At 35.6% G+C, this 11,847-nt stretch carries 11 protein-coding genes and 1 pseudogene; 5 read left to right on the top strand and 7 right to left on the bottom strand.

From position 1 onward, the window contains the following. Positions 1–29: 29 nt before the first annotated feature. A pseudogene (locus tag A9G40_RS03160) lies at positions 30–602 on the bottom strand (IS5 family transposase); the annotation flags it as partial. Positions 603–751: 149 nt separating this feature from the next. Beyond that, positions 752–2,335, bottom strand: a complete 1,584-nt coding sequence (gene guaA, locus A9G40_RS03155; RefSeq protein ID WP_065581860.1) for a glutamine-hydrolyzing GMP synthase — start codon at positions 2,333–2,335, stop codon at positions 752–754. Positions 2,336–2,606: 271 nt separating this feature from the next. Between guaA and A9G40_RS03150 the strand changes: the two genes are divergently transcribed. Further along, the gene (locus A9G40_RS03150; RefSeq protein ID WP_065567570.1) at positions 2,607–3,038 is read left to right on the top strand and encodes a hypothetical protein; all 432 of its coding nucleotides are present in this window, start codon (positions 2,607–2,609) and stop codon (positions 3,036–3,038) included. A 3-nt stretch (positions 3,039–3,041) separates the two neighbouring features. Then, on the top strand, positions 3,042–3,509 hold the full coding sequence (locus tag A9G40_RS03145; protein ID WP_065567571.1) for a MarR family winged helix-turn-helix transcriptional regulator: 468 nt from the start codon (positions 3,042–3,044) through the stop codon (positions 3,507–3,509). A gap of 223 nt (positions 3,510–3,732) precedes the next feature. On the opposite strand, the gene pta is transcribed toward A9G40_RS03145, so the two are convergent. Together pta and A9G40_RS03135 are read right to left on the bottom strand one after the other, a co-directional pair. Continuing rightward, complete coding sequence (pta, locus tag A9G40_RS03140; protein WP_065581859.1) at positions 3,733–5,883, bottom strand: phosphate acetyltransferase; 2,151 nt, start codon at positions 5,881–5,883, stop codon at positions 3,733–3,735. A gap of 66 nt (positions 5,884–5,949) precedes the next feature. After that, positions 5,950–7,155 (bottom strand): acetate kinase, encoded by a 1,206-nt coding sequence (locus A9G40_RS03135; RefSeq protein WP_065581858.1) that lies wholly within the window; start codon positions 7,153–7,155, stop codon positions 5,950–5,952. 194 nt (positions 7,156–7,349) lie between these two features. On the opposite strand from A9G40_RS03135, the gene yfbV reads away from it, so the two are divergent. Genes yfbV through A9G40_RS03120 form a run of 3 tightly spaced genes read left to right on the top strand, consistent with a single transcriptional unit; the run spans position 7,350 to position 9,065 of the window. Continuing rightward, positions 7,350–7,811: a terminus macrodomain insulation protein YfbV gene (gene yfbV / locus A9G40_RS03130; RefSeq protein ID WP_065581857.1), complete on the top strand. Its 462-nt coding sequence runs from the start codon at positions 7,350–7,352 to the stop codon at positions 7,809–7,811. Between the two features lie 5 nt (positions 7,812–7,816). Then, positions 7,817–8,329, top strand: a complete 513-nt coding sequence (gene priC, locus A9G40_RS03125) for a primosomal replication protein PriC (RefSeq protein ID WP_065581856.1) — start codon at positions 7,817–7,819, stop codon at positions 8,327–8,329. A 43-nt stretch (positions 8,330–8,372) separates the two neighbouring features. Continuing rightward, on the top strand, positions 8,373–9,065 hold the full coding sequence (locus A9G40_RS03120) for a hypothetical protein (protein ID WP_065581855.1): 693 nt from the start codon (positions 8,373–8,375) through the stop codon (positions 9,063–9,065). Positions 9,066–9,255: 190 nt separating this feature from the next. Here the strand turns inward: A9G40_RS03120 and A9G40_RS03115 are convergent, their stop codons facing one another. From A9G40_RS03115 to A9G40_RS03105, 3 genes are all read right to left on the bottom strand, one after another. Continuing rightward, positions 9,256–9,657, bottom strand: a complete 402-nt coding sequence (locus tag A9G40_RS03115; protein WP_065581854.1) for a hypothetical protein — start codon at positions 9,655–9,657, stop codon at positions 9,256–9,258. Between the two features lie 109 nt (positions 9,658–9,766). Further along, on the bottom strand, positions 9,767–9,985 hold the full coding sequence (locus A9G40_RS14565; RefSeq protein ID WP_141671974.1) for a DUF7710 domain-containing protein: 219 nt from the start codon (positions 9,983–9,985) through the stop codon (positions 9,767–9,769). A gap of 426 nt (positions 9,986–10,411) precedes the next feature. Further along, the gene (locus tag A9G40_RS03105) at positions 10,412–11,626 is read right to left on the bottom strand and encodes a hypothetical protein (protein WP_141675178.1); all 1,215 of its coding nucleotides are present in this window, start codon (positions 11,624–11,626) and stop codon (positions 10,412–10,414) included. Positions 11,627–11,847: the final 221 nt, after the last annotated feature.

Genomic DNA, 11,847 nt, shown 5'->3' with positions numbered 1-11,847 from the left:
CTTGTATTTCTCTACCGTCGATGGCTTTAAGGCTTTTTTCCGTTTAATTCTCTTTCTGCGTTGATGGCTTGATTAAGCGCATCAATATATTGACTGGGCTCAACAATACGCTGCTCATTACGTGCTTTGCCTTTATTGGCATTTGCTTTTAGGTGAGTACTGTCCGTATATAATACCCGACCACTTATCAACCCTTTGGCAATGGCCTGCTCAACAATATTATCAAAAATCTGTTGATAGATTTCACTGTCATTAAACCGACGGCGACGATTTTGACTAAGTGTTGAGGCGTCAATCACTTTTTCGGTTAATCCCATTCCCAGAAACCAGCGGTAAGCTAAATTCACCTGAATTTCCTGAACCAGACGACGTTCACTGGGGATACCGAAAAGATACCCCAATAGCATGATTTTAAACAGTCTGACCGGATCTTCTGCCGGACGACCGTTATTCGGGCAATAAAGTGGTGCTACCGCTTCTCGAATAAATTCAAAATCAATGACTTTAGCTATTTTACGAACAAGATGATTTTGGGGGACAAGCGCATCTAGTGAGATTTGCTCTATTTTTTCTGGTGTCGCTGGAGTTGGTTTTTTTAGCATAGAAGAACTTCTCTTATAGTGGACTCCTCTCTATTAGATCAAAGAACTCGCCAAAAAGCGAGTTCTTTGTCATCAATCTGAAGCCTTGTTATACAAGGCTTAATATTAATAAAAAAGACTATAATAAGATCCTATAAGATGGATTGCAATTACTCCCATTCTATCGTCGCAGGGGGCTTTCCACTTATATCATACACAACACGCGATATACCGTTGACTTCGTTGATTATACGGTTTGATACGCGTCCTAAGAAGTCATAAGGTAAATGAGCCCAATGAGCTGTCATAAAGTCGATAGTTTCAACGGCACGCAGTGAAACAACCCAATCATATTTACGCCCATCGCCCATCACACCAACAGAGCGTACCGGTAGAAATACGGTAAACGCTTGGCTTACTTTATGATATAACTCAGCTTTGTAAAGTTCTTCGATAAAGATAGCATCGGCCTTGCGTAATAAGTCACAATACTCTTTTTTAACTTCACCAAGCACGCGAACACCAAGACCTGGGCCTGGGAATGGGTGGCGATAAAGCATATCATAAGGCAAGCCCAGTTCTAAGCCCACTTTACGTACTTCATCTTTAAATAATTCTCGTAGGGGTTCAACTAAGCCCATTTTCATATCTTCAGGTAAGCCACCAACATTATGGTGTGATTTGATCACATGTGCTTTACCTGTATCCGCAGCAGCAGATTCAATAACATCAGGATAGATTGTACCTTGAGCTAACCATTTTACATCTTTTAATTTTGCTGCTTCTTCATCAAATACCTCAACAAATTCACGGCCAATAATTTTACGTTTAGCTTCAGGATCAACTTCGCCTTTTAATGCAGTCATAAAACGATCTTCAGCATTAACCGCGATAATATTCAAACCAAATTTATCGCCAAACATGTCCATTACTTGTTGTGCTTCATTTAAACGTAATAAACCATGATCAACAAAAACACACGTTAACTGATCACCTATTGCCTGGTGTAATAATAACGCAGTAACGGATGAATCAACACCGCCAGATAAACCTAATAGTACTTTATCGTTACCAACTTTCTCTTTTATACGAGCTACCGCATCGGTAATAATTGAAGATGGCGTCCATAATTTTTCACAATGGCAAATATCAATTACAAAACGTTGCAATAGTTCAAAACCTTTCACCGTATGAGTGACTTCTGGATGGAATTGCACACCATAAAACTGTTTTTCATCATTTGCCATAATCGCATATGGGCAAGTTTCTGTTTGACCGATTAAGGTAAAAGTATCTGGTAATGATGTGACTTTATCACCATGACTCATCCAAACATCAAGTTGATCAATACCCGTATCGCTTATACTATCTAAAATGCCTTCAGTTAATTTAGATTTTGCAACAATATCAACTTTCGCGTAACCAAATTCACGCTGATTAGAAGCGGTAACTTGCCCCCCCTGCCCTACTTGAATTGCCATAGTCTGCATACCATAACAGATCCCAAGTACAGGTACGCCAGCATTAAAAACATATTCAGGTGCTCGTGGGCTGTTAGCTTCGGTCGTGCTTTCTGGTCCACCCGATAAAATGATACCTTTAGGATTGAATTTTTTAATTTTTTCTTCTGACACATCCCATGGCCAAAGTTCACAATACACACCAATTTCACGAATTCGGCGAGCAATTAACTGAGTAACTTGAGAACCAAAATCAAGGATTAAAATACGCTGCTGGTGGATGTCTTTTTTCATCAATTTTATTCCTAAACTATGAACTAATACAAAATTAGGCTGATATTGTACCATTTACCAATTAAATTGAGAGTATTAATTAAAAACAATTATAAATATTTTATATTATTAATAATTTTGAAATCATCTTATTACAAAGTCCAATATCTAGTCATCAAATTAACCTTGTAATAAGTCAACAAATCAAAAACTTGAATTTTCTTTACTTAATTAATAAGTAAACTTATAATAAGCAAACTTATGACAAGATAACTTATTAAAAGGAGACACTATGAATACCATTTCAATTTCTTTCATATTACCAACCAAAGCTAAACCAACTCAAATTTGGCAATACTATACTGATCTTAATTTAAGAAAATTATGGGAAACTGATCTTGAAGACTTTCGTATATTTGGTGACTTAAAAACAGGGTCTAAAGGTATTTTCAAATTACAAAATATACCGGAAATGGAAGTGACTTTATCAAAGATTATTGATGAGCAAGAATTTACAGAACAATTTGATATGCCTGAAATAGGTTTACTGTTTTTCTCACATCAAATTATTGAAATATCGCATAATCAATATGCATTAAAATCAGAAATTTCTCTAAAACCGGATCCAAAAATGGATACTAAAGCATCCTATGATTTTATAAAACAGATTTCAGATGATATTATAGATAAAACTTACAAATTAAATGGCTTAGTTGAAGGGTAAATTATGACAAAGGACAATAAGTTTTTGACTCAATTCCAAACTGATTCTGAATCTATTGGTTTTATTTTTATGAAAACTTATTCGTCCTGGCATACGAATATCAAAAATTGCTTGAAAAAACAGTCTATCACTCATCCTCAATTTATAGTGCTTGCAACGCTTGCTTATCTATCACAGCAACCAGACGAAATAACACAAGTTATTTTATCAAATAAAACAAATATCGATGTGATGACAATTTCCCAAATATTAGAGAATTTAGAAAAAAAAGATTATATAAAACGCTCTTGCTCAATTAAAGATAGTCGAGCAAAATCCATTCAATTAACACAAAAAGGATTGAATAAAGCAAATGAAACTGTACCTTTGGTTGAACAAATAGATAAAGATTTTTTTTCAACATTACAAGGTGATAAAGAACAATTTATGGAAATGTTATTAACACTATTAAAAACCAACATGAAGGGATAAAATCATTTATAAATTTTTATTATTTATTGTTTTTATCAACTTTGAATGCATCAACTTGACTTAAAATAAGTTTTTGAAGACTTTGTCTCAAATTTCTAGAACAAAATACTTTAAAACTAAATCGTTATAACTCAAGCTGTTAAAGCTCATTACTTGACTAAATTTAATTAAAAAAGGTGATATTACATCACCTTTTATCTATAGTTAGAACGTTTTGCTAAACTTATTTTGCAGCGTTTTGTTCTTGTGCTGATTGAATTGCAGTTAATGCAATGGTGTAAACAATATCGTCAACTAATGCACCACGAGATAAGTCATTAACTGGTTTACGCATACCTTGTAACATTGGGCCAATCGAAACAAGATCAGCTGAACGCTGTACAGCTTTATAAGTCGTATTACCGGTATTAAGATCAGGGAAGATAAACACAGTCGCTTTACCTGCTACTTGTGAATTTGGCGCTTTCGATTTTGCTACATCTGGCATTACCGCGGCATCATATTGCAATGGACCATCGATCATAAGATCTGGACGTTTTTCTTGAGCAATGCGAGTTGCTTCTTTCACTTTTTCAACATCAGCACCTTGACCCGAGCTACCTGTTGAGTAAGAGATCATCGCAACGCGTGGTTCAATACCAAAGGCGATTGCTGTATCAGCTGATTGAATCGCAATTTCGGCTAACTCTTGTGCATTTGGATCTGGATTAATTGCGCAGTCGCCATAAATATACACTTGATCAGGCATTAACATAAAGAATACTGATGAAACAAGTGAACTACCCGGGGCAGTTTTAATTAATTGTAATGGTGGACGGATAGTATTAGCAGTTGTATGCACAGCACCTGACACTAAACCATCAACTTCATTTGCTTCAAGCATCATTGTACCAAGTACTACATTATCAGCTAATTGCTCACGAGCAATTACTTCTGTCATACCTTTATTTTTACGTAATTCAACTAAACGAGGTACATATTTTTCACGAATTAATTCAGGATCAACAATTTCAACACCTTGACCTAAACTCACACCTTGAGAAGCGGCAACTTTACGCACTTCGTCCGGATTTCCAATTAATACGCATTTAGCGATATTTCGCTCAGCACAAATTGCGGCTGCTTTAACTGTTCTTGGTTCATCACCTTCTGGTAATACCACTACTTTTTTCGCATTACGCGCAAGTTCAGTTAATTGGTAACGGAATGCAGGAGGAGACAGACGACGTGCAGAATTTACTACTTCATTTAATGATTTAACCCATTTAGCATCGATATGATCAGCCACATAGTTTTGGGTGTTTTCCATACGTTCTTTGTCATCAGCAGGGATTTCTAAATTGAATTGTTGTAAATTAATCGACGTTTGGAAAGTGTTAGTTTTAACTGTAAATACAGGTAACCCCGTATCAAAAGCAGGTTGGCATAATTTTGCGATTTTTTCGTCGATTTCGTAACCACCCGTTAAAAGCACACCACCAATAGCCACACCATTCATAGCAGCTAGACTAATCGTCACTAATACATCAGCACGATCGGCAGAAGTCACTAACAGTGCATTTGGTTGTAGATGACTGATAATGTTAGGCACACTACGTGAGCAAAAAGATATATGTTTAATGCGACGGTTTTTGATATCACCTTCATTAATAATTTTTGCGTCAAAATGTTTAGCAATATCAATAGAACGACAAGCACTTAAATCCATATTCCAAGGAATACATCCAAGTACTGGCAATGGGCTATGTGCATTTAAATCATCGATAGTGATTTTTTTATCATCAAATTTAGGAGTGTGATAAATTTCAGCAACATCAGGACGAGCAAGGCTTTGTTCTTCAACTGGCGCATTAACTTTATTAACAATCACACCAACGATTTTTTCGTTTTTAATGCCACCAAAGTTAGATCGAGCAATTTCAATGCGATCTCTAAGTTGCTCTGGCGTATCTTTGCCCATATTGACCACAAAAATAATTTCGGCACCAAGCGTTTTAGCGATATTATTATTGAGTTCATTAGCAAAAGGATAATCAGACGTGGGTACAATACCCTCAACCAAAACAACATCAGCACCTTTCGTGTTTTCGGCATAAAGGGCTACGATCTCTTCCATTAACACATCTTGTTGATTTAAACCTAATAGGTTTTCAACATGGCTCATTTTAAGCGGTTTTAGTGTTGGGATTGAAGTGTTATGACTAACTAACGTTGTGGTATTGTCTGGCGCATCGCCACCCGCTCTAGGTTGTGCTACTGGTTTGAACACGTTTAAGTTAATACCTTGACGCTCCATAGCTCGAATAACACCAAGACTCACGCCCGTTAATCCAACATTGGTACCAGTAGGAATGAGCATAATAGTACGAGACATAATTGTTACCTCTTAATTCTTTTTATATAAAAAACAAACCGCCATTTAGGCGGTTTTAAATATTTATTACGCAGTTAGGCGCGCAGCATCTTGAGCAATAACAAGCTCTTCATTAGTTGGGATTACCATCGCAATAGCTGAACCATCTTTAGTAATTGTTCCACCTTTACCAAAACGCGCAGCTAAGTTACGCTCTTGATCAAGTTCAAAGCCAAGAATGCTTAATTTTTGTAATGCCATACGACGAACTTCTTCAGAATTTTCCCCAATACCGCCAGTAAAGACGATAGCATCTAAACGACCGTCTAATAACATTGCATAACCACCAATATATTTCACTAAACGATGAACAAAAACATCTAAAGCATTTTTGGCATCTTCATTAGTATCATAATTATCGGTGACATAACGGCAGTCACTGCTTACACCTGTCAAACCTAATAAACCTGATTTTTTGTTTAAAAGATTGTTAATATCGGCAACTGACATTTTTAAATTGTCGTGTAAGAAGAACATAATAGCAGGATCAATATCACCGCTGCGTGTACCCATAACTAAACCTTCGAGTGGCGTTAACCCCATTGAAGTTTCAATACATTCACCATTTTTGACGGCAGTAATTGATGCACCATTACCTAAATGACAAGTGATCACATTCGTTTGGTCAACAGGTTTATTTAATAATCTTGCAGCTTCACGGCTAACATAATAATGGCTAGTACCGTGCGCACCATAACGACGAACGCCATGCTTAGTATAAAGCTCATTAGGAAGAGCATATAAATAAGCTTCTTTTGGCATAGTTGTATGGAATGCAGTATCAAACACAGCCACATTTTTATTTTTTAAGTGTGGAAAAGCCTCAAATGCCTCACGAATACCGATTAAATGTGCAGGATTATGTAACGGCGCAAAAGCAGATGCTTCTTCGATTCCTTTTAATACTGAATCATCAATAACAACTGACTGGGTATATTTTTCGCCACCATGAACAATACGATGACCAATAGACTTAATACTATCTAATAATTCTGGTTTTTGTGGGAAGATACTATTAACGATAAATTTAATTGCTTCACTATGTGCAGCGCCTGCACCTAAAGATGCTTCACCTTTAACACCATCAAGTTTCCACTTAATGCGTGCATCAGGCAGGTTAAAACATTCGGCTAATCCAGAAAGAAACTCATCACCGTTTTCAGGGTTAATAATAGCAAATTTTAATGATGAACTTCCGCAATTAAGAACAAGAGCGTTATTACTTGATGACATAGTAATTCCTATAGATTGAATAAAAAGATATATACCAATCAAAATTGGTAACTAAGCACATGATTTAAAATCAATGTGACTACGCTAAGGTGACTTCTGGTATCTTACTTTTTGAGATAGAATAATGAGAGTCCCCAATTTGAATGGTACTATTTTAAGATAATAACAAGTGAATGTCGAGGAATCGGAAAAATATGAATGTAATAAGCACATTTAAAGCAGGTCAACGATATATAAAGCTTTGCCCGACAGATAAACAATTAGCATATTCATTTCCTGAATTAAAAATCATTAACTACATAAAAACTACAAGCAAATACTTACCACCAATCGTTATTGGTTTGCTAGTTTGGCAATATTACATGCCAGCACAAATTGCGGTAACAGCAATAACCGTACTATTTACTTTAAGCTTACCGCTACAAGGGATATATTGGCTAGGTAAACGAGCGCTATCACCACTCCCTCTTAATTTAATTGATTGCTATAACCAGTTAAAAGCAAAATTAGTTGCGAAAAAAATCGTCGCTGAGAATAGCCCTGAAGTCAACAAATTAACGTTTGAAGAATTTATGAAACTGATCAAACTTGCAAAAGAACATTTAGGCGACTATTTTGGTCAAGATAATGATAACTCACCTTATGATAAAGGCTAATATCCATGGCAGATTTAATTAATACTCTACAAAATCAAATTGACCGACTTGAACAGCAAATCAGTTTAGCCAACGAACAACAATATCAAGAGCCTTATTTTGACGAACAATTATTTCAAACCAATAACATTGTCACAGACAAAGCCTTTTATCTTGCAAAGATCAAACAAACATATCAAGCGTTAATGGCTAATATCAAATCAGAAAAAGTTGAACAAATCACCTTTTTATCAGACACATTAGTCAACCAAATTGCCGCCCTAACACGCGAACTTGCTACCCACAACTTACGTCGCAAAGATCTAAAAAACATTTTTGAAGAAACATTAGCCCAAAAACACATGCGCCATTTAGATTATTTACGTCGATTACAAGAGATGAAATATGAACTAGAATTATCACCTGATGTGATCAACCAAAGCAAAATTGCTGCGCTTGATAACCGCATCTACCGCTGTGAACAAGCCATTAACAAGATTGAATTAGAAATGGAAAATGATGGGAATTTAGCTGAATAAACATAGATTAAAATACATAGATTAAAATAAGTCGTGAAAATTTATGGAACAAAAATTTAAAAATTATCGTATTGATGCTATTGATAACATTCAAAAAAAAACCTTTAAGCCACTTTCTAGCGATGGAAATATTCGATTTCGATATAATGCTGTATATAAAATTATAATGATTGCTTTTTATATTTTACTAGTCATTAACTGGATTTATTACTCATTCAAAGTAGGTAGGGAAACAATTCTTTCAGATTTTTTTAATACTAGTTACTGCATTTTTTCGATAGTAATTAGTTTTATTATCGCTCTCTTCTTTTATTTAATGACTAAACCAAATTTAATTGCGGTGAAAGTTCCCATACCACGGTGGGAAAGAATTAAATTCTTGCTAGGGCATTTTTTTCAATTTTTTCTATGCTCGATTTTTATTACAATTTGCCTACCAATCAATTTAGTTCATCTCTACCCGGGAAATACATATAATTATTTGACAGATTATGAAATTACAACACCGGGGCCCCAAAAACGGCACTATCATCGCTACGCTAACGGTATAAAAATTCATGATCCATATACATCAAAAAAATTTTTTCTACCATTTACAAAAAAAAATGACGCTGATATTTACCCTAAAAAATTATTGGTAACCATTAAAAGTAATTTTTGGGGATCTTATCTTATTGATTACAAACTATATGATAAAGCGCCTCAATTACCTAAAAATAACGTGATTGATAATTAAAACTCTCTTAAAACATCAGTATTATCAAATAATCGTGAGGCAATTGTGCCAATTTCAGCGAAATACAAACATGATTATAATTATTAATAGTATTGAGTGAATATTGAATAATAAGGCAATAATTTCCAGCAATTATCGTTAATACCTGTTTTTTTAATACCAATAAAATTTGCCAAAAAACTATTAATTTTTATCTATTAATCATTACTTTTACTGAACTATTAAGAAAAATATCGTTAATATATTTTATTAACAAAGTTTGATCTATTTGGCCAAATTCAATCACTATTTTTTTTGCTTTCACTTCATCAACTTTATGCTTATTTATTGCTATAGTAAGTATATTGGCTTTCAACACAATACTGTTAATTGCACTAGATATTTCCATTTCAGTTAGATGTGTTTGAATGCCTATTGACTTATCTACTTCACCATCATCAAATCTAGAAAGAATCAAATAATGATTTGGTGATACAGGATCGTTACCCATCCCAATAATAAGCACTTCATCTTCGGTATAGCAATTAACGGTTGTTGCTAAAAACCTTACTTCACAGTTCAACATATTATCAACACGTTGATCTTCTTGCATGTTATTTTCCTTACAACATTTACACTAGCTATCATATTTGCTAATGCCTATAATGGCTTAAATTGCAATCTCCTAAATAACAATGGCCTAAATAACCTTAACATGACGATTATCTAACACCTTTTTGATAATGGTAGTGCTCAAGCATTGGCTCATTATTTTCAATACACCAATCATAACCACCAATATCTATTGGCATCTTAGTTAAAATGCCCGTTAATTTATTAAATTTTATCCAATTGTCCGCATTTTCAAGTGATGAAAAAACAGCAGATACCGTTGATACCCCGTCTTTCTTAAAAACCCAAACCCAACTATATTCTTTCATACATTTCACCTTATTAGCTATTTTGGTCTTTTTCCCCTTAGTAATGATTTTCCTATAAAATAGTATAGTTAAAAAGGAAAATTGCTCTATGATGAAAATTAAAAGAGTAAATATTGATATTGTAATCAGCTTACCAACAGGACGGTTTATCCACTTTCTGTAATCACTCAGAAAGGTATTATCCTCAACCACATTCTTATCCACGGCAATTGAAGTACGCATATCAACCTAATAATCCATTTTCCCCAAGCCAACACAGCCAAATTGCATTATCAGTTGCGCAATTTGGTCGCTTACGCAACCAAATGCTTTAGTTTACTCGCCCGCTTCGTAAGCTCAAAGTTTACTTTTGGCGATGCAACCATTCACTAGCTACTTAACCCTATTTGCTCTATCTCCTCACGTCCAAGGATTAAAAAATGAGGGCTAAGGTCTAAGGGACGAGACGCAAACAACAAAAAGATTGTTTCTCGGGTTGCCCCTGTTGACGTCACCCATGTTCGATTGCACACCGAACTGAGAGCTACCAACCGTGTCACTAGTCCAGCAACCGTAGTAGGTAAAGCGAGCACTTTCGTAAATGCCCATACTACCCCACTCGGTAAAAAAACCAGCATTAATGTGACGCTGGTAATAATTATCTGCAGAAGAAGGAGTAGCACCAATGAAACCATTACCATACAAATCACTCGCATTAGTTAAATCTCTTACCCTAGGCAGACTATAACCTATACTATTACACCAAGCTTCTTGATTAGAAGCTGAATCATATTTAGTTCCACGGTTAACGAACCACTGCTTTAATACAAATCCATACTTGATGACGGCGTTACCACCACTGTCTCGGCCGACTAACTCGAATGTTGCAGGTAAAGACGGGCGAAGTATATTACCTGGAGAACTTGAATTCCACTCCGTTGAAGTAGCGTGAGGACCAATTAAAGTGACGCGTACGCTTGTACCTGATAGATCAGGCGTCATTATTGTAGTAATGCCACTATGTGTGACAGCATCCCATGATAACGGTTCACTACCAACAATATCTAACTCAAAGTACAAATTATGTGCCCCAGTAGTAGGAAAGTTTAAATCATAAGATGATGGGTTAGTGGACTGGACGAGAAAACCCTTCTCAGGATTCCATATGGATGGCGGACCCGCATTCTCTCCTATACCATATTCTAAAATAGGACGTACAAAGCTCACCTGCGGTGATACCTTTGGGCTAATATAATAGGTCGCACTACTAGTGTTAAAGCGGCTACTATTAGGAACACCGTAACGTGTACTTAAAGTGCCACTAGTATTGGCTAATGTTACTTTATAAGGAGCATCATGTACTGTTAATACCTTATTACGCGCTACTAATTGGTTATTTTTATCCGTAATTGAGACGGTTAGCGCTCCAGTCGCACTAACCTCATTAACTCCCTGACCATCGCCATCATCATCACGCCAATAATTATTAGGCGGGCCGATAAGTGAGTTTAAAGCGATTGAATTGGTATTAACTGGCACAAACATGTCAATGTTAGCAAAACTCTCACCAACATTAGGTAACCTGATAGGATTCGTGGCACTTGAAGTATTTGTTTGAGGAGTAAAAACTCGATCGTCTGATAACTTGATACTTAACAACATATCCATATTTATGGCCTTTGTCCGCCCACCGTCGAATGTCAAATACGGCACACTACCCTCTATAATGTTCGTGCTTTTTGCCGATAGTGCCTGTGCAGTCAATGAACATAACAACAACCACGGTAACAATAACCATTTTTGCCTTAACGAAAAGTTTGATTTTGTGGGTTTAATTAAATTGCATATATAAAAGTAATTTTTGAGACTAGCTAAAAGATTGA

It is taken from the genome of Gilliamella sp. Nev3-1 (assembly GCF_001690435.1).
Taxonomy (GTDB): domain Bacteria; phylum Pseudomonadota; class Gammaproteobacteria; order Enterobacterales; family Orbaceae; genus Gilliamella; species Gilliamella apicola_C.
Note: the sequence above shows the minus strand (reverse complement) of the source record. Positions and strands in the feature narration are given on the sequence as shown.

Coding starts and splice junctions, on each gene's coding strand:
- yfbV (WP_065581857.1), top strand. CDS start 7,350: ATGAATGTAATAAGCACATTTAAAGCAGGTCAACGATATATAAAGCTT.
- A9G40_RS03115 (WP_065581854.1), bottom strand. CDS start 9,657: ATGCAAGAAGATCAACGTGTTGATAATATGTTGAACTGTGAAGTAAGG.
- A9G40_RS14565 (WP_141671974.1), bottom strand. CDS start 9,985: ATGAAAGAATATAGTTGGGTTTGGGTTTTTAAGAAAGACGGGGTATCA.
- A9G40_RS03105 (WP_141675178.1), bottom strand. CDS start 11,626: ATGTTGTTAAGTATCAAGTTATCAGACGATCGAGTTTTTACTCCTCAA.
- guaA (WP_065581860.1), bottom strand. CDS start 2,335: ATGAAAAAAGACATCCACCAGCAGCGTATTTTAATCCTTGATTTTGGT.
- A9G40_RS03120 (WP_065581855.1), top strand. CDS start 8,373: ATGGAACAAAAATTTAAAAATTATCGTATTGATGCTATTGATAACATT.
- A9G40_RS03150 (WP_065567570.1), top strand. CDS start 2,607: ATGAATACCATTTCAATTTCTTTCATATTACCAACCAAAGCTAAACCA.
- A9G40_RS03145 (WP_065567571.1), top strand. CDS start 3,042: ATGACAAAGGACAATAAGTTTTTGACTCAATTCCAAACTGATTCTGAA.
- pta (WP_065581859.1), bottom strand. CDS start 5,883: ATGTCTCGTACTATTATGCTCATTCCTACTGGTACCAATGTTGGATTA.
- priC (WP_065581856.1), top strand. CDS start 7,817: ATGGCAGATTTAATTAATACTCTACAAAATCAAATTGACCGACTTGAA.
- A9G40_RS03135 (WP_065581858.1), bottom strand. CDS start 7,155: ATGTCATCAAGTAATAACGCTCTTGTTCTTAATTGCGGAAGTTCATCA.